General features: G+C 52.9%; 15 protein-coding genes. 6 read left to right on the top strand and 9 right to left on the bottom strand.

Features of this window, described 5'->3' with window-relative positions; genetic code table 11:
* Positions 1–17 precede the first annotated feature (17 nt).
* From EDD73_RS05645 to EDD73_RS05635, 3 genes are all read left to right on the top strand, one after another.
* A complete protein-coding gene (locus tag EDD73_RS05645; protein ID WP_131918809.1) occupies positions 18–911 on the top strand; it encodes a spore coat protein in 894 nt (297 codons plus the stop codon).
* Between the two features lie 118 nt (positions 912–1,029).
* Positions 1,030–2,349 (top strand): DUF2157 domain-containing protein, encoded by a 1,320-nt coding sequence (locus tag EDD73_RS05640; protein WP_131918808.1) that lies wholly within the window; start codon positions 1,030–1,032, stop codon positions 2,347–2,349.
* On the top strand, positions 2,349–2,957 hold the full coding sequence (locus EDD73_RS05635; protein ID WP_131918807.1) for a GDYXXLXY domain-containing protein: 609 nt from the start codon (positions 2,349–2,351) through the stop codon (positions 2,955–2,957). The genes EDD73_RS05640 and EDD73_RS05635 overlap by 1 nt, the downstream gene beginning before the upstream one ends.
* Here the strand turns inward: EDD73_RS05635 and radA are convergent.
* On the bottom strand, positions 2,954–4,342 hold the full coding sequence (radA, locus tag EDD73_RS05630; RefSeq protein WP_131918806.1) for a DNA repair protein RadA: 1,389 nt from the start codon (positions 4,340–4,342) through the stop codon (positions 2,954–2,956). The two genes, EDD73_RS05635 and radA, sit on opposite strands and share 4 nt — an antisense overlap.
* A 221-nt stretch (positions 4,343–4,563) precedes the next feature.
* Here radA and EDD73_RS05625 point away from each other — a divergent pair, with 221 nt between their 5' ends.
* The 3 genes from EDD73_RS05625 (at position 4,564) to EDD73_RS05615 (ending at position 7,183) form a co-directional block, all read left to right on the top strand.
* Complete coding sequence (locus EDD73_RS05625) at positions 4,564–5,532, top strand: DUF1858 domain-containing protein (protein WP_131918805.1); 969 nt, start codon at positions 4,564–4,566, stop codon at positions 5,530–5,532.
* Entirely contained in the window at positions 5,529–6,206 is a 678-nt protein-coding gene (locus EDD73_RS05620) for a hypothetical protein (RefSeq protein WP_131918804.1), read from the top strand. Before EDD73_RS05625 ends, EDD73_RS05620 begins: the two co-directional genes overlap by 4 nt.
* A 329-nt stretch (positions 6,207–6,535) precedes the next feature.
* Positions 6,536–7,183, top strand: coding sequence for a glycoside hydrolase domain-containing protein (locus tag EDD73_RS05615; protein ID WP_131918803.1), 648 nt, complete (start codon positions 6,536–6,538; stop codon positions 7,181–7,183).
* A 198-nt stretch (positions 7,184–7,381) separates the two neighbouring features.
* Here EDD73_RS05615 and EDD73_RS05610 read toward each other — a convergent pair whose 3' ends face one another.
* The 8 genes from EDD73_RS05610 to EDD73_RS15440 form a co-directional block, all read right to left on the bottom strand.
* Positions 7,382–8,314 (bottom strand): RpnC/YadD family protein, encoded by a 933-nt coding sequence (locus tag EDD73_RS05610; protein ID WP_131918802.1) that lies wholly within the window; start codon positions 8,312–8,314, stop codon positions 7,382–7,384.
* A 229-nt stretch (positions 8,315–8,543) separates the two neighbouring features.
* Positions 8,544–8,933 carry a secondary thiamine-phosphate synthase enzyme YjbQ gene (locus EDD73_RS05605; protein ID WP_131918801.1) on the bottom strand — a complete coding sequence of 130 codons (390 nt, stop codon included), beginning with the start codon at positions 8,931–8,933 and terminating at the stop codon, positions 8,544–8,546.
* Positions 8,934–9,067: 134 nt separating this feature from the next.
* Positions 9,068–11,524 (bottom strand): ATP-dependent Clp protease ATP-binding subunit, encoded by a 2,457-nt coding sequence (locus EDD73_RS05600; protein WP_131918800.1) that lies wholly within the window; start codon positions 11,522–11,524, stop codon positions 9,068–9,070.
* A gap of 96 nt (positions 11,525–11,620) precedes the next feature.
* Positions 11,621–12,727, bottom strand: a complete 1,107-nt coding sequence (locus tag EDD73_RS05595) for a protein arginine kinase (RefSeq protein ID WP_131918799.1) — start codon at positions 12,725–12,727, stop codon at positions 11,621–11,623.
* Between the two features lie 12 nt (positions 12,728–12,739).
* Complete coding sequence (locus EDD73_RS05590; protein ID WP_131918798.1) at positions 12,740–13,276, bottom strand: UvrB/UvrC motif-containing protein; 537 nt, start codon at positions 13,274–13,276, stop codon at positions 12,740–12,742.
* Positions 13,277–13,303: 27 nt separating this feature from the next.
* Complete coding sequence (locus EDD73_RS05585; RefSeq protein ID WP_131918797.1) at positions 13,304–13,807, bottom strand: CtsR family transcriptional regulator; 504 nt, start codon at positions 13,805–13,807, stop codon at positions 13,304–13,306.
* Between the two features lie 51 nt (positions 13,808–13,858).
* Positions 13,859–16,465, bottom strand: coding sequence for an ATP-dependent chaperone ClpB (gene clpB / locus EDD73_RS05580; RefSeq protein WP_131918796.1), 2,607 nt, complete (start codon positions 16,463–16,465; stop codon positions 13,859–13,861).
* A gap of 207 nt (positions 16,466–16,672) precedes the next feature.
* Positions 16,673–17,620 carry a J domain-containing protein gene (locus EDD73_RS15440; protein WP_165876346.1) on the bottom strand — a complete coding sequence of 316 codons (948 nt, stop codon included), beginning with the start codon at positions 17,618–17,620 and terminating at the stop codon, positions 16,673–16,675.
* Positions 17,621–17,942: the final 322 nt, after the last annotated feature.

Here is a 17,942-nt window from a genome sequence, read left to right as displayed (position 1 = left end):
GAAAAGAGGGTTGATCGATGTCCGAAGGTTATCGACTGCGCAAAGCCAAACCACAACAGGAGTCCCAGCAATCATCGCCCGGGCAGTCCCCGTCGGCGAGCGGGGACCAGTCTGCTCAGTCTCAACAAAATTCAGGACAATCGGGCCAAGGGGGTCAGTCGCAGCCGTCATCGGGACAGTCCCTTTCACCACAACCACCTGTTCCTGTTACCTTGACGCCGCCACAACAACCGCCGATGCCCTTCGCGTATGCCATGGCACCTACACCGGTTCAGTTCGCCGGCACCATGTCCGCTCAGCAACCTTCTGTGCCAACCATCTACAACGGGTCCCTGCAACCACCGTACCCCGCCTACACCACACCCCCTCAGCAAATGCTTTCATCGGCTTGTTATCCCCAGTCTCCTCAGCCATCAGGCTATGGCACGTTGGCTCCGCAGTTGGCCTATGAAATGGCGACCGAACTGCCGCCCGTACAACAGCCCTCCGAGGCTTTTCTTCAACAGTCGCCGGCAGGGCAACCCTATCCGGCGTTCCCTCAACTGCATCAGCAGCAGCTTAACCCGCCTCCCCTGCAGGGGGCACAACCGGCACTATTCAACACTGCCGCCACATCATCGGATCAACTGCTCGATCGGGATCTTTTCTTCGACGCCTTCCTGAGCTTACGCTCGCTCAGCGATCAACTGCACCAAGCGCTTCTCCAATCGGGCAGTTCCCGCTTGCATGAGGACTTGCTTACTTGCTTGCAAGAAGTGTATCTGCATCAACACGAGATGAGCACCTTGTTGCAGCAACGGGGCTGGTACAGTCAACCACCGGCTGATCCCTTTGCCGTTCGCCAAGCGGGCGCTCACTTTATGCGCTTATCTCCTTCTTCCGTATCGCCGTCATCGCCAAGTGTCCACTAAAAAGTCCGCGTTCTTCTCAATTCGAGAGGAGACGCGGACTTTTTAGCATAAATCGTGTAAAATATCATTAGCACCATGGTTATCTGGCTGTGACCACATTGATAAAGGAGTGTTGGTGATGTTCGACCGCTCCTGGTTACTGCGCGAAATCCAGCACTGGTTTGATGAAGGCATCATCTCGAAGGAACAAAAAGAAATGTTGCAAGCGCGCTATCAACGACCGGCTTGGTCTTCCACCAAGGTGATTCTCCTGTTTGCCGGTCTTCTCGTCGGCCTTGGCACGATTCTGTTTATCGCGTCCAACTGGGATGACTTAACCCGTCCGGTACGTTTGGGCCTGATCATCGCCTGGATGCTGCTTTTCTACGCCGTCGGTTACGACCTAGCCTATGGTCACCGCCTGACCAATGGGCGACGTACCTATCCGCTGCTCGGCCAAGGGTTACTCTTTGTGGGCGTCCTCTCTTACGGCGGCGGTATCTGGCTCATCGGCCAGATGTACAACCTCAGTTCCTACGATGCAACCGGACTGGGACTTTGGTTTCTCGGCGCCGCCGGTCTCGCTCATCTTACGGGCAACCATGCCTTTTTCTTTCTGGCCGCCGCGCTCCTGACCTTTGCCAATCTCAGCGATATCGGTGAGCATACGGCTTCCTTCGTCACCGGTTTTGCCTTTTTCCCCGTTTATCTAGCGACTCTGGTGCTGTACACCTACCGGCACAACCAGTACGGGATCCGATTCGTAACGACCCTCTGCGGCCTGCTTGTCCTGGTAGCCATGTTCAACGAGCAAAAATTGAGCCTCCACTGGCTTGGATTGTTGCCCCTGGCCGGCTTGATCGGCGAACAGTGGTTTGCGCGGCGTAAGCAAACCTTTTTGTTTTCGACACCGCTTTTGCTGGTGGCTACCTTTATCATTCAACTGGTGCAAGCATCCGAAATGCCCGCCTGGTCGTCGCTCTCACTCACGACAACTTCCGTCCTGGCGTTAAGCTGGCTGCTGCTTTCTTTAGCCGCCTGGCTGGGTGATCGCCGTCGCTTCACGGAAACCGCCGCCTATAGCCTCTTTTGCTTACCTGCATCGACGCTCTGGATCAGCGTAATTCATGCGCTATCACCGGATCCGGCGACAGCGACCATGATGCCGCCGGAACTCGCAAGCCTCTTGGCATGGGCCGATATTATCTCCGTTATCCTCCTGGCCATCGCCAGCATCATCCTGATTCAAAGCGGCAGTTATCTTCGCCGGGCTCTATCCATCAACCTCGGCATTGCCTTCTTCCTCATTTCCGTGCTTTATGCCTATGGACGTTTCGCTTGGGGGCTTTTCGACAAATCGCTGTTCTTCATCGGCGGCGGCCTCGTGCTGTTTGTATTGGGCTTTTACCTGGAATCCAAACGACGTCACTGGATTGATGAAACCCGGGAGGTGCCGTGATGAAACGCCGCTATTGGGCTCTCTTGCTCGGCTTCCAAGTCCTCGTTCTCCTCGCTCTCGCCGGAAGCCATTACTGGATCATCGATCAAGGCACAACGATCCGCCTGCAAACACTGCCCATTGACCCTCGTAATCTTTTCATGGGCGATTATGTGGCGCTGGGCTATCCCTTTTCAGAAGTGGACCTGCAAGAAATGCCGAATGACCTGATTACCGAAGAAGCAAGCGAAGATGAAGCAGAAGCGCTCAGCGGCACATCGGTCTATGCGCTTTTGACGCCGCAAAACGGGCTGCATCAAGCCATTGGCATCTATCGCAATCCGCCGGCCCTCGCTGACGATCAAGTGCTGCTGCGCGGGAAAATCGTCTACGCCTTTCGACGCCCTCCCGGCCCGCCGGAAAACCCGGAAACCTGGGCGTTTGAGAAAAAACCGGAAGCCGATGTGCCGCTGCATCGCTTCATCCGTGTGAACTATGGCTTGGAAAGTTTCTATGTTCCGGAAGGAACCGGCGGCGAATATGAGGAACGGATCCGCCAAACCGGCAACGTCATCGCGGAAGCGAAAGTCTGGAAGGGCCGGGCAGTCCTTACCGATTTGGTGCCTTAACTGCCCAAGGCAGCCACTAAGGCCTCATCGACCGTATTCACGCCGATCACTTCCATGTCGACGGTATCGATGGCATCTTTCCAATACTTGCGGTTTTGCTGCGGACAGATACAGCGCTTAAATCCTAATTTGGCCGCTTCCTTGACCCGTTTTTCCAGGTGAGCAACGGCGCGCACTTCCCCAGTCAGGCCCACTTCCCCGAAAACCACACACTCCGGATCGGCCGAGCGATTGCGCCAGCCGGAAGCGATGGCCACGACGACGCCCAGATCAGCCGCCGGCTCCATGATCTTGAGGCCCCCGGCCACGTTGACATAAATATCTTGCTGGCCCAAATGCAACCCGACCCGCTTGTCCAGCACGGCCGCCAGCAAGACCGTGCGATTGTAATCCAACCCGGTCGCCATGCGCCGCGCTTGTCCGAAAGCCGTCGGCGTGACGAGGGCTTGGATCTCGACCAGCACCGTGCGGGTGCCTTCCAGGCAAGGTACGACCACCGATCCGGCCACCCCTTGCGTGCGCTCGGCCAGAAAAAAGGCTGATGGATTGGCCACTTCGGCCATCCCTTCGCCGCGCATTTCAAAAATCCCTAACTCATTGGTGGAGCCAAAGCGATTTTTCACGCCGCGCAAAACCCGGTAAGGGTAGTTACGCTCTCCTTCCAAATAAAGTACGGCGTCAACCATATGTTCCAACACACGAGGTCCGGCAATGGAGCCCTCTTTGGTCACATGGCCGACCAGCGTAATGGCAATCGAAAGATCCTTGGCGATCCGCAAGAGATGCGCCGCACATTCGCGCACTTGCGCTACGTTGCCCGGTGCCGAACCCAGTGTCGCCCAGTAGGCCGTTTGGATCGAGTCGACAACGACCCACTTTGGCCCTGTCTTGACAATGGCTTCGCTCATCGCTTCGATGTCCGTTTCGGCCAGCAAGTACAGCGGCACGTCGCGCACACCTAAACGATGCGCCCGCATTTTCACTTGTTGAATCGACTCTTCACCGGAAATATATAAAACCGTTCGGCCTTGGGCCGCGATTTTTTCAGCTACCTGTAACAACAATGTGGACTTTCCGATGCCCGGATCACCGGCGAGCAGCGTCAGCGAACCTTCAACAATGCCGCCACCGAGCACACGATCCAACTCTTGAATGCCTGTAGAGAAGCGTAAGCTTTCACCGGCTTCGGCTGCGTCAATATGGACAGGGGCGGAACGTCCCGGTGCGCCCTGGCCCTGGATGCCGTAGCGCGGTGCCGGCGATGCTTTGGCGACCTTTTCTTCGACGAGCGAGTTCCATGCGTCACAACCGGGGCAGCGTCCCATCCATTTCAGTGATTCTTGTCCACATTCTTTGCAAAAAAACCGAGTTTTTTCTTTGGCCACCGTTGTTCCCCCTTGGCATCGTTTTACTAATCATTCAATTATAGTGTTTGTTTTACCAACGTTTCAACAAAGAATTTCGTCAACAAAAAATTTTGCTATAGATAGTCATCAAATAAAATTGATATTTCCTCCATCGCTCATGGGCTCATGGGAGTATGACCGTTAAAAAACCGGGTAATCTAGATGCAAGCACGTACTACCCAGAGCAGGAGGAAAACTCAATGTTGCCTAAAGGCGCTAACTTACAAAAAATACATAATGGCAAGAAAACCTATGCCATCACACCGCACATCCCCGGTGGTTTTATTCAGCCCGATATGCTGGATAAATTTGCGTACGTGGCCCGCAAATACAACGGGATACTCAAATTAACGTCGGCGCAGCGCATCATGATCACCGGGTTGCAAGCGGAAGACATCGAGCAGATCTGGAACGACCTGGGCATGGAACCGGCCCTGGGATTTGCCAACTGCGTCCGCAGTGTCAAGATCTGCCCGGGAATCGTTTTTTGCAAACGGGGCAAACAAAACAGCATTAAGCTGGGCCTGGAACTGGACAGACGATATATTAAAAAAGAAATGCCTTCCCGGATGAAGCTGGGCGTTTCCGGTTGTCCCAATTCCTGCGGGGAATCGGTGGTCAAAGACATCGGTGTCATTGGCACTGATGAAGGCTGGGACATTTACGTCGGCGGCAGTGCCGGATCCCATCCCCGGATCGCGAACAAGCTCATCACCGGGTTAAGTTATGACGATGCCTTACGCATGATCGACATCATCATCAGGTACTACCAGAAAAATGCCGATATTGAGCGAATCGGACAATTCATTGAACGCATTGGGTTCGACACCTTTTCGAAGGATGTGCTAGCGGAGTTTTATCACGGGGAGGCCACGGCGGCACGACCAAAGCAATATTCCGGTGATGAGCAACTGATACCGAAACCCGGCGGATTGACGGAAGGCACGCTGGTCTTTGGCGATGCGATCACGGCCGACAGTGTGATCGCCGATATCATCCGCGTCTATCCCCAAACCGTTCCCGTACTGCGCTCCTTTGGCATGGGCTGTCTCGGCTGTCCCTCATCGACGGGTGAAGCGCTACAACAAGCGGCCGCCATTCATGGAATTATCGTGGACGACCTAATCGAAGCTTTAAATAACGTTACTTTACGGAGTGATGAGAAATGAGTGCGTTCATCGGTCCGATTCATTATTGGCTCTATCGGAAAATCCGTCTTGTCGGTGAGCGGGAAGAATGGATCGCTCAAAAAGCCCGTGAAACCTGCGGCGCAACAGCGGAAGAATTGCGGGAACAGGTGATCCAGATGTTTGGGGCGCCCCTGCCGGACATCGATCTGGCCGAGTTGATCGACCATGACAATATCCACGGTTGGCTGCAGCGCCAGATTAAAACGGTCGAAACCCGCGAGGCGGCGTTCATCAAAGAAGTGCGGGATGCCTGCGGCAACAAGGCCATGGATGGCATTGATCAGGCGTTTTTTGCCCACGGCAAACAAACCGGCGAGAAAGCGAAACAACAGAACAAGGTTGATCTGACAGCAGCGCCCGGCATCTATCAAGCGTTAAATGACGATTTTCTCAACGGCATGCCCTGCGATCAGTGCGATCAAGTCGTGGTGTCCGAGCGGGACCGTGTGATCTGGGAAAGCGATCAGTGGTTGCAAGAACCCAATTGGCAACGGGCCGGGATGGACAGCAAGATCATGGCTAACCTGTATGGGCGCTGGTTGACCGGCTATGTGATCGGGGCCAATGACGAATTTGAATTCAAGCAAGTGAGCGATCGGTTGGCCGGCGATGCTCGAAACCGCTATGCGATCCATCGGAAGGGGCAGGCATAAGCGACGGCTACGCTTACTGCCATTGGCTAATATCCTTTCGATTATTTTTTTCCGCCATTCACCTACTGCCCTTACTTCCATCGATCCGTAAACTTCATTACGCAATAAAAAAGCCCATCATCATGATGGGCGAACATACTGAGGGTGGTCGGGATGCACGCCCGGCCACCCTCACTCAGTTTTTCTCATATGAAAACGATTCGCTCTTACATAATTTGGCTACTACTTTTAACGTCTCATCTTCGGGATAAAAATCCCCCACCCAAATTTCATTCTCCAATTTCATTCAACAACGAACATCATATGCTGGATCATCGGGGGTGTTTTCTATGGCCTTTGTATGGGGAGTCGACTCTGCCTCATCGGTAGATCAGCAGTTGCTTCAATGTGTAATCACTAATTTTGGAAGACCTATGGTTTGGGGGCGCTATCTGTCGACGGTTCCTCGTATTGCCAGTGGATTGACTGCGGGAGAAATCACTTTTTTACAACGCCAGAATATCAAAATCCTGCCTATCTATAATGATTTCCGTAATGCCGTAGGTTACGAAAACGGTAAGAATGTAGCCCTACGAGCGATTACCCAAGCTGTACGGCTGAGGATTCCGAAAGAAACATTTATATTTGCGAATATCGAACACTATTTTCAAATTAATGAAGCATGGATTCGCGGGTGGGCGGACACCATACGTCGCTCCGATTATCAATCCGGTATGTATCACGATCCTATCCGAGGGCCCTTCAGCAAGGCTTTCTGCCAGGCCGTTAAAAAAGATGCCAAAATCGGTAATGAGACTGTTTTATGGAGTGCCCAACCAGAAGTAAAAACGACGGGACCTAAAAATGCGCCCACTTTCTCACCGAACAGTCCGAAATGCCAAAAAAATATCTGGGCATGGCAGTACGGCCGTGATGCGAAAACCTGTCCCATCGATTCTAATCTCATTGATAGGCGATTGTATAATCAGCTTTTTTGATGGTTTAACTAACGTCCAATCACAGTGTCCCGCAAGAGTTAGACGTTAGGCAGTAAGTACCGCTAACCAGCCGCGAATCAATTTTAAACGCAAGATCAAATATTGGCTGGAAAAGAAACAAAAAAACAACTCCTGCCCAATCGATACGCGATCGGCCAGGAGTTGTTTTTTGTGTAACCGGACGGATTTGAACAATGTTTACAAATTCGTTTCCACGGGCTGTTTTGTTTGCTCTTCCAGCTCTTTAACTTTTTCAATGGGTAAGCCCGTGATTTCCGAAACAAAACTGGCGGTAGCCCCTTTTTTTAAGGCGGCAATGGCGGTTTTCTCAATGCCTTTTTCCATGCCTTTTTCCATACCCTTTGCCATGCCCTTTTCTTCAAAATGGCGATAGAGTTCTTCGAATATTTGAGCCATTCTGAGCACCTCCAAAATCTTGTCTTTTTCCGGGGCTAAAATATTGCTATAGTTGGCGGCCAGCATTGTGCCGATAAGGTACATGGCATCATCCGTTTTTTCCGTATCCAGCGCTTCCGTGACGGTCCAAGCCGCGCGCGAACGATCGCTCGGCCGCTCAAACATCATGGGCAGGAGCATGATACGCAGCTTGTCCTGCGCGTCAAGGCGTTGATGACGCCGGATTTTCACGAGCATCTGCTCCAATTCACGTTCTCCTTCAAAATGACGGCTCAAGTGAATGACATGTTGATGCGTGGAAAGGCTACCGATGTGCAGCGGTTCCGGAGATTTTTGGACACCGGCGGCATAAATGACAATGCGATGAATCGATTGTTTACGATCAGCAAATAGTTTCAAGTCATAATAAGCATAGCGAATTTGGTCATCCATGGTTGGCTCACCGGACTCAAATTCCATGTGGAGCAGCGTATTATCTTCGAGTGCCAAAACCACATCCATGTCCCGATTCTTAACTTCAATCAGTGGCGCTTGTGTGCTAACGGCATCCACCACTTTCGGCAGGGTCAACCCGAAAAACGGGAGGATTTCCCCGCGAAAAGTCATGGACATAGAGCGAAGCGAAATATCTTTATGCTGCTGGGGAATGCGAACATCACTTTCGATAAACCATCCCTCCTTACAGTATCGCTTGCTCTGATTGTAGCATACCACAAGCGCAATTTCCATATGATGTATTTTTGAATGTCCTTTTTATGCATAACCTACACTCACAACTTAGCTCAGCTTGTCGCCATGGGGGCCCACCATAATAAAGAAGCAACAACCATTCAGGGCTGTTGCTTCTTTTGATATTTTTCTATTTAGGCGCTTCCATGATGCGCTCTGCTCCCCTTCATCGCAATCAGGTACACCAATCTAAATTCTTAGTGGGATACTCCAATTACCCGCCTACTACTTGAACCCAAACCTTCCGTTTCCTTGGCCCGTCAAACTCACAAAAGTAAATCCCCTGCCACGTTCCCAGACATAACATTCGGTCAGTAACCGGTACGGTAATGGAGCACCCTACAAGGGTGCTCCTTACATGCGCCGGTGAATTCCCTTCGCCATGACGATACGGCAGGTCGGGCACCATCTGCTTTAAGGCCATCAGCATATCGGAAATCACATCAGGATCGGCGTTTTCATTGATCGTAACGCCTGCTGTGGTATGGGGCACAAAGATCTGGCATAAGCCGTGCTGAACCTTGCTCTCTTCCACGATCTTACGCACTTGTCCGGTAATATCAATAAACCCTTCTGCCGGCGTATTCAGTACAATTTGCTCCATCGATTTCACCTCACAAACACAGTCGTAGCTACGCCATGGCCGAAGTCGCAACTACGGCCATAACCACGACCATAGCCATACATAGCCGTAGTCGCACCCACAACTGTAGCCGCAACCAGTTGCCACAGCTACAACTATTTCACCGCCAGGACAACCTTGCCATCGACCGCATCAGCCACAACTGTATCGCCTGCTTTGAATTCACCGCGAAGCAACCCATCGGCCAAGGCATCTTCAATGCGCCGTTGAATCGTCCGCCGCAGCGGCCGGGCACCATAAGTCTCATCAAAACCTTCTTTGGCCAGTTGCGCTTCGGCCGCTTCTGTGACGGTCAAGCGGATCTGACTATCTTCCAAACGCCGCTGCAATTCCCCCACCATCAAGCGCACGATCTGCCCGATGTGCTCCGCCGTCAGCAGATGGAAGACGATCGTCTCGTCGATGCGGTTGACAAATTCCGGACGGAAGGCTTTGCGCATCTCTTCCATGACGCGTTTTTTCATGCCTTCGTACTCATCACTGCGTGCCTTTTCGCTGTTGGGATCAATGCGTTGGAAGCCCATTACGCCAGCCCGTTTGATCACCTGGGCACCGACGTTGGAAGTCATAATGATCACCGTATTGCGAAAATCAACAGTCCGCCCTTTGGTATCGGTCAACCGCCCGTCTTCCAGCACTTGCAGCAAGACGTTAAACACATCAGGGTGCGCTTTTTCGATCTCATCCAAAAGCACCACCGAGTAGGGCTTGCGCCGCACAGCTTCTGTCAATTGGCCGCCTTCATCGTGACCGATATATCCCGGCGGCGCTCCGACCAGGCGCGATACCGTATGCTTTTCCATATACTCGGACATATCAATCCGCACCATGGCATCGTCACGGCCAAAGAGCACTTCCGCCAGCGCCCGGGCCAGTTCGGTTTTCCCGACACCGGTCGGCCCCAGGAAGATAAAGGAGCCAATGGGGCGCTTGGGATCTTTCAGTCCGGCTCGCGCCCGGCGCACGGCCCGGGCCACCGCTTGCACCGCTTCTTCCTGGCCAATCACCCGGCCATGGAGCGTTTGTTCCAGATTCAAAAGCCGCTCACTTTCTTCTTCGGCCAGTTTTTTCACGGGGATTCCGGTCCAACTGGCGACAATATGAGCGATATCCTCTTCGTTAACCAGTTCGCGGGCCACACCGCGCCCTTGTTCCCATTGCTGTTTGCTGCGTTCCAATTCACCTTTGATCTTTTGCTCTTCATCACGTAGCGCCGCTGCTTTTTCAAACTCCTGGGCCAGCACGCTGGATTCTTTTTCTTTGCGCAATTCCTCCAGGCGCAGTTCCAGTTGCTTGATATCAGGCGGTGCTGTAAAGACTTTCAGCCGCACCCGCGAAGCCGCTTCGTCGATCAAATCAATCGCCTTGTCCGGTAAGAACCGATCAGCGATATAGCGCTCTGACAGGCGGACAGCCGCGTCGATCGCTTCATCGGTGATCTTGACGCAATGATGCGCTTCATAGCGATCGCGGAGGCCTTTTAAAATTTCGATGGCTTCTTCCGGCGTCGGCTGCCCCACTTGGATCGGTTGAAAGCGCCGCTCCAGCGCCGGGTCCCGTTCAATATATTTGCGATACTCGTCGAGCGTGGTCGCCCCGATGCATTGCAGTTCGCCCCGGGCCAAGGCCGGCTTTAAGATATTGGCGGCATCGATCGCCCCTTCGGCCGCACCGGCACCGATCAAGGTATGCAATTCGTCGATAAACAAAATGATCTTGCCGGAGTTACGGATCTCCTCCATCACTTTTTTCAAGCGCTCTTCAAATTCACCACGGTATTTGGAGCCGGCCACGACGGACGACAGGTCCAGCGTCACCACCCGTTTGCCACTCAGCGTCTCCGGCACTTTGTTGTCAATGATCCGCTGGGCCAGCCCTTCAGCGATGGCTGTTTTCCCGACACCGGGTTCGCCGATGAGCACCGGATTGTTTTTGGTGCGCCGTGACAAGATCTGTACGACCCGCTCAATTTCGGAACTGCGGCCAACGACCGGATCAAGCTTGCCGGCCTTCGCCATCTGGGTCAAATCACGCCCAAACTCATTGAGATGCGGCGTCGATGTATCGACGGCACCGCCGGTTTTGCCGCCTTGCTGGGGATTTCCGCCGCTGCCGGGCATGGGCATACCCAAGAGCTGCATCACTTGCTTGCGCACGGCATCAATCGATACGCCGGTCTCGGCCAGCACCTGCGCGGCTACCCCTTCCCCTTCGCGAATCAGTCCCAAGAGGAGATGTTCCGTACCCACATAATTGACACCTTGCTGGCGGCTTTCTTCATTAGCCAGCGCCACCGCCCGTTTGGCCCGTGGTGTAAAGCCGACCTCGCGCACTTCTTGATCGCCCAGACCGACGAAGGCAATGACCGCCTGGCGCAGTTGAGCCAGATCCAGGTTCAGATTCATCAACGCTTTGGCAGCAATCCCTTCGCCTTCCCGCAGCAACCCCAGTAGCAGGTGCTCTGTTCCCACCGCCCCTTGCTTTTGCATCCGCGCTTCTTCTTTCGCGAAATGCAATACTTTTTGAGCTCGTTCGGTAAAGCGGCCTAACATCCGTCGTTCCTCCTTTTGATGGTTACTCCTGTTTTTTCACGTAATCTTGAACTGCCCTGCTCATAAAATTGATTCATTCTTTATGATGGAGTTCTCTCATTCCTCATGATGGTGGCAGCAACCACCGGTGTGCGTGTTGGTATGCTTCCCTTGCAAAAGCCGCGCCCGCATTAAAGTGGCCCGTTGGATATCCCGCTCTAAGGGATTCATTTCCCGACCAGCTGCCTTTTGCAAAAAGGCCGGACGCGTTAATACAAGCATTTCGTTGAGCACTGCCGGCGCCACATCGGGAATTAATCCCAGATCAACACCCATACGTACATAGGAAAGTTGACTCATCGCTTCTTGCGAACTGAGAATCCGCGCCGACGTCAGCAATCCGTAAGCACGGAAAATGCGGTCCTCCAATTGCATCTGCGTTTCTTTTTGCAGCATGTGACGAGCCAGCCGCTCTTGATCGATCAACTGCCGTGTCACAACGGCCAGGTTCGAGATGATTTCTTCTTCGGAGCGACCTAAGGTCACTTGGTTGGAGATCTGAAAAAGATGACCTGTGGCTTCGCTCCCTTCACCATGGAGCCCCCGTACGGTCATGCCCAGTTGGGCCAGCGAATTTAACTGCCGCGATGCTTGATTGGTCAGGACCAGCGCCGGGAGGTGCATCATCACCGATGCGCGCAGTCCCGTTCCCACATTGGTCGGGCACGCCGTTAAGTAACCTAGGCGCTCATTAAAGGCAAAATCGAGCTTCGCTTCTAAGCGATCATCGACGCTGCTCGCCCGCTGCCAAGCTGCATCTAATTGGAGCCCCGGAAGCAGCGATTGCACCCGCAAATGATCTTCTTCATTAATTAAGATGGCAATCGACTCATCGGCACTGATCAGCAGTCCTCGCCCGTCGGCTTCTTCGGCATGCTGGGGGCTAATCAAATGCTTATCGACGAGAATCCCCCGATCGAGAGGGGCGATTTTTTTCAAATCGATAAAATAAAGCGGTTCGGTCGTCGTGTCGTTGTCATCGACTACCGCCGTTTTCACCTGCTGGACCAGATCGTTGGCCAGCGGTGTCGACAGCGCATGAGGGAAAGGCATACCTTGCAAGTTGCGGGCCAAGCGAACACGCGAACTGATGACATAGGTAGACTCCTGTCCCGTGCCTTCCATCCATTTGGTTATTGCCTGGTTAAAAAGTGCTTCGGTCATCAGCCTTTCCTCCTATTCACCGCTCGGCATTTCTACGACTTTTTCCAGTTCGCGAATTTGATCGCGCACTTTGGCCGCCGCTTCAAATTCTTCTTTGGCCACCAGCCGCTGTAATTGCGCCCGCAAGCCTTGGATCTCACGCTGCCGCCGAATGGCCCCACCGGTGCGCTGCGGAACTTTTCCCGTATGACGGGCCGATCCTTGCACTCGCCGTAACAGTTGTTCCACTTTGTCGTGAAAATGCTCATAACATTGATCGCACCCCAGGCGGCCGATCTGGCTGATCTGTTGATAAGTGACACCGCAATTCTCACATTTCTCTGGTTCGCCGAAGGCCAGGTTCAGCGCCGCGTCGGCTGTCGGCGTTTCGTAACCTAATAATCCCGCTAAAAATTTGTTGATCGGAAAATTGTCGTCAAAAGCCATGCTCAGTTCTTTGTGCGTCAAACGTGCGCAATCCTCACAAAGGTTCCGCTCGGACTTTTCGCCATTGATAATCTGGGTAATATGAACAGCAGCCGGCTTTTTTTTGCATTCATCACAATACATGATCGTTCCCCCTTTAAGAGCGCACGCTTATTCGTGCCCTCGCTCGCCCTCCGGCGCCTTAGGACAGCAGTCCTGGCGAAACAGTGTAAACAACATCGCTTTTAAGAGACGCGCCCGCAAGGCATCCCGTTGTACCGTTCCGCCTTGCAATACATCGCGCTGCATGGCTGCGGCCATCAACATGCTTTCCCGTACACTCAGCAATCCTTCGTTCATGAGATGCTGAATCATTCCACGGGCTTGCGCCTCCGTGATCACCTCGCCCAAATGGGTGGAAAGAAAATCCCATAAGGCTGCATCATCATCTAAGGTCAGTTTCATGATGCGGAGGTAGCCGCCGCCACCACGGCGGCTTTCCACTACATAACCATTTTCCAAGGCAAACCGTGTTGCCAGTACATAATTAATCTGGGATGGAACACATCCGAAAAGGCTGGCGATCTGCTGACGTTGTAACTCGACGCTGCACTCATCACTTTGCATCAAAAGTTCTTTGATATAACGTTCAATGCGATCGGCCAAATTGCTCATAACCGGTTCATCCCTCCCCTGCTTGCGGTTGTACCTCATCAGCGGTACCCATCAGCGCACAATCAGATGATCATCCTGCACATCAACGTAAATCGTACCGCCATCAACGACCTGGCCGGCAATCAACGCGCGGGCCACCGGTGTTTCCACGTAGCGCTGCAAATAACGCTTCAGTGGGCGTGCGCCATACACCGGGTCAAACCCGGCACGGGCGATTAATTCTTTGGCTCTGTCGCTGATGCTCAACTGCATCTGTCGCTCCGCTAACCGTTCGGTGAGTTCCGCGGTAAGGATGTCAATGATTGCTTTGATTTCCATGAGCGTCAGTGGTTTAAACAAGATCATATCATCGACACGGTTGAGAAACTCTGGTCGGAAATGCATCCGCAAGGCATCCATGACGCGTTCACGGGCATCCTCACGAATTTGTCCGGCATCATTGAGGCCTTCAATTAAATATTGCGAACCGATATTGGACGTCATAATGATCACGGTATTTTTAAAGTCGACGGTCCGGCCTTGACTGTCGGTGGCCCGACCGTCATCGAGGATCTGCAGTAGTACATGGAACACGTCATGATGAGCTTTTTCGATTTCATCAAATAAGATGACTGCATAGGGACGGCGCCGTACGGCTTCGGTCAGTTGCCCACCTTCCTCGTAGCCCACATAGCCCGGCGGTGCACCGATCAGTCGTGAGACGGAGTGTTTTTCCATGTATTCGGACATATCGATCCGCACCATGTTTTCTTCACTGTCAAATAAGGCCCGGGCCAGGGTTTTGGCTAATTCCGTTTTACCGACACCGGTCGGGCCAAGGAAGATAAAGGAGCCAATGGGGCGCCGCGGATCTTTGATCCCCGAACGGGCGCGCAAGACAGCATCGGCTACCAGGGAAACCGCTTCATCTTGACCGACGACCCGTTGGTGTAAAATTTCCTCTAACCGCAATAGCTTTTCCCGTTCACCTTCCACTAAACGTTGCACCGGAATCCCGGTCCAGCGGGCGACGATATCGGCAATCTCTTCTTCCGTCACTTCTTCCCGGAGCAGTTTGCTGCTGCCCTGCCGTTGCTGCAAGTCTTGCTCCGCCTGGGCCAGTTTGCGCTGCACTTCGGGAATCTTGCCGTAGCGCAGTTCGGCACCGCGTCCCAGATCGTACACATCGACTCGCTCTGCTTCTTCCAAGGCTTGCTTGAGCGCTTCTAACTCCTGGCGAAGCGCCTGCACGTTTTTGATGGCGCCCTTTTCTAGCTCCCACTGGGCTTTCATGGACGCGTATTGTTCATTGAGATCGGCCAATTCTTTTTGTAAGTGAACACGCCGGTCCTGGCTGGCTTTGTCCGTTTCTTTGGCCAGTGCTTTTTCTTCGATCTCCAGTTGGATGCGGCGCCGTTGCACCGTATCGAGTTCGGACGGCTGCGAATTGATTTCCGTTTTGATCATGGCGCAGGCTTCGTCGACAAGGTCAATCGCTTTATCAGGCAGGTTGCGATCGGCGATGTAGCGGTGAGAAAGGGTTGCTGCCGCCACAAGGGCATTATCTAAAATCTTGACGCCGTGGTGAACCTGGAAGCGTTCTTTCAGGCCACGCAAAATGGAGATGGTGTTTTCCACATCGGGCGGCTCCACCAGCACTTGCTGAAACCGCCGCTCCAGTGCGGCGTCTTTTTCGATGTATTTACGATATTCGTCGAGTGTCGTGGCACCGATGCAGTGAAGCTCACCGCGGGCCAACATCGGTTTGAGCATGTTGCCGGCATCGATGGCGCCTTCCGCTTTGCCGGCACCGACAATCGTGTGCAACTCATCGATGAACAACAGGATTTTGCCGTCGCTTTTCTTGATCTCATGCAGTACCGCTTTTAAGCGTTCTTCAAATTCACCGCGATATTTAGCGCCGGCTACCAGAGAGCCCATGTCGAGAGCAAAGACCAGTTTGTCTTTAAGGCCTTCCGGTACGTCGCCACGGACGATCCGTTGGGCCAGCCCTTCAACGATGGCCGTTTTGCCGACACCGGGGGCGCCGATCAGCACGGGGTTGTTTTTGGTTTTACGGGAAAGAATCCGGATGACGCGGCGGATTTCGTCGTCCCGGCCGATCACCGGATCAAGTGCTCCTTGCCGTGCTTCTTGCACTAGTTCCCGACCATACTTCTCTAATACTTCATAGGTGGCTTCGGGATGCTGCGAGGTGACGCGCTGATGACCACGAATCGTACTGAGCGCTTGCATCATCTTTGGCCGGTCAATCTTGAATTCGCGCCAGATTCGCCCGGTGGCCGTTGTTGATGTCTCATCCAGACTGGCAAGCAAGGCATGCTCCACAGCGATGTATTCGTCTTTGAGTTGACGGGCTGCTTCTTCGGCCCGCAGGAACAGTTGCTGCATCCGTTGGGTCATATAGATGTTGCGGGGATCGACGCCGGAGCCGCTGACTTTCGGGCGTCGCCGCAATTCCAGCTCCAGCTTTGCACGGAAGCCTTCGATGGCCACGTCCATTTTGATCAACAACCGTGCCATGAGCCCGTCGGCCTGTTCCAGCATGGCTAACAACAGATGTTCTACATCGATTTCCGCATGTTGAAATTTTGTTGCCAAGCTTTGTGCCGCTTGGACGGCTTCCTGATGTTTTTGTGTAAATTTGTTGATGTCCATTTGGCAACCCTCCATCGATTGCGTTTATTGACGATCATCGACCTTTTGACTTTGACTTATCTTGACCTTTGCTCCATTATACCCTAAAGGGCCGTCGATTATGCAATCTTGGATTTTGATGATGATGGGCGGTTGTATGGATTTATCTTGATTTATCGTGATTAACCGATACTGTTGCGCGACTATGCGTCATCGTGGGTTTGTTGCTTAGGAAGCACCGAGAGCGGCCAGCTCTTGCCAGAGTTCTTTTTCTCTGGCGGAGCGAACCGGCGGGGTTTGAATGGTGATCTCTAAATACAAATCGCCCGACTCACCCTGCCGATTCGTCAAACCTTTCCCACGTAAGCGTAGCTTCTGACCGGCTTGGGAACCGGGGGCGATCCGCAAGGAAACCGTACCGACCGGGGTTTTCGCTTTGACTTCATCACCCAATACGGCTTGCCAAGGCATCAACGGAAGGGGCATGGTCACATCGCGTCCGTCCACACGAAAACGGTTGTCGGCTTGGATGCGCAAGATAACATAGACATCATCTTGTGAGCCTGAACCTTTCAAGCGCAGCTTCTGCCCATCGATAACACCGGCCGGCACTTGCACTCGATATTCTTTGCCTTGAATCTGCAGGGCAATCTGGGCGCCTTCATAGGCTTGCTCAACGGTGATCGGCAATTCTTGCTCGATAGCAGGGCGTGCTTGGCGGTGCTCCCGGGGACGCCGCCTGCTGTTGCGACTGTTTCCTCCGGCGAGCAGATCGTCAAGATTGATCGTGCCTCCTTGGCCACCACCAAAGGGGCTCCCTGGTCCTCCTACACCGCCAAAATTACCGGACATGAATATCTGCCGAAAAAAGTCACTGAAATCGCCGTCGCCCATGGTCGTGTAAGCACCACCGGCACCATTGGGCCATCCATAGGGCGAGCGAAATTCTTGACCATCCTTCCAACCGCTGCCCAGTTGATCATACTGGGCCTTTTTTTGCTCATCACTGAGCACTTCGTACGCTTCATTGATCTCTTTGAATTTTTTCTCCGCATCGGGGCTAGGATTGACATCGGGGTGAAATTTCTGGGCCAAGCCTCGGTAGGCTTTGCGAATCTCTTTATCCGTAGCTTGTCGAGATACCCCCAGCACAGCGTAGTAATCTTTATATCGCATGGCTTGATCTCCTTTAACTTTTCTTTTTCTGTATTGCTAACCGGTGGCAACTTTTTTATTAGGCTTTTTCATTGACCATTATTGACCTTCGTCTATATTATAAAACAGGGAGGCTACTGCTATGCAATAACCTCCCATCACAATGACAATGATATAATTACGATTATCTCCTGAAAACGATTCTTAGCTCGCCGTTGCTTCTCTTTGTAATTATCCTTCGAGTTTTTAAATCGAGTAGGAGGGGGCGATTAACCCCCGACCTCTCACACCACCGTACGTACCGTTCGGTATACGGCGGTTCATATTGAATTACGATACTTTT

Origin of the sequence: Heliophilum fasciatum, from assembly GCF_004341395.1 — a bacterium.
In the GTDB taxonomy this organism is placed as follows: Bacteria; Bacillota; Desulfitobacteriia; order Heliobacteriales; family Heliobacteriaceae; genus Heliophilum; species Heliophilum fasciatum.
Note: the sequence above shows the minus strand (reverse complement) of the source record. Positions and strands in the feature narration are given on the sequence as shown.

Coding starts and splice junctions, on each gene's coding strand:
- EDD73_RS05645 (WP_131918809.1), top strand. CDS start 18: ATGTCCGAAGGTTATCGACTGCGCAAAGCCAAACCACAACAGGAGTCC.
- EDD73_RS05640 (WP_131918808.1), top strand. CDS start 1,030: ATGTTCGACCGCTCCTGGTTACTGCGCGAAATCCAGCACTGGTTTGAT.
- EDD73_RS05635 (WP_131918807.1), top strand. CDS start 2,349: ATGAAACGCCGCTATTGGGCTCTCTTGCTCGGCTTCCAAGTCCTCGTT.
- EDD73_RS05625 (WP_131918805.1), top strand. CDS start 4,564: ATGTTGCCTAAAGGCGCTAACTTACAAAAAATACATAATGGCAAGAAA.
- EDD73_RS05620 (WP_131918804.1), top strand. CDS start 5,529: ATGAGTGCGTTCATCGGTCCGATTCATTATTGGCTCTATCGGAAAATC.
- EDD73_RS05615 (WP_131918803.1), top strand. CDS start 6,536: ATGGCCTTTGTATGGGGAGTCGACTCTGCCTCATCGGTAGATCAGCAG.
- EDD73_RS05605 (WP_131918801.1), bottom strand. CDS start 8,933: ATGGAGCAAATTGTACTGAATACGCCGGCAGAAGGGTTTATTGATATT.
- EDD73_RS05600 (WP_131918800.1), bottom strand. CDS start 11,524: ATGTTAGGCCGCTTTACCGAACGAGCTCAAAAAGTATTGCATTTCGCG.
- EDD73_RS05595 (WP_131918799.1), bottom strand. CDS start 12,727: ATGACCGAAGCACTTTTTAACCAGGCAATAACCAAATGGATGGAAGGC.
- EDD73_RS05590 (WP_131918798.1), bottom strand. CDS start 13,276: ATGTATTGTGATGAATGCAAAAAAAAGCCGGCTGCTGTTCATATTACC.
- EDD73_RS05585 (WP_131918797.1), bottom strand. CDS start 13,807: ATGAGCAATTTGGCCGATCGCATTGAACGTTATATCAAAGAACTTTTG.
- clpB (WP_131918796.1), bottom strand. CDS start 16,465: ATGGACATCAACAAATTTACACAAAAACATCAGGAAGCCGTCCAAGCG.
- EDD73_RS15440 (WP_165876346.1), bottom strand. CDS start 17,620: ATGCGATATAAAGATTACTACGCTGTGCTGGGGGTATCTCGACAAGCT.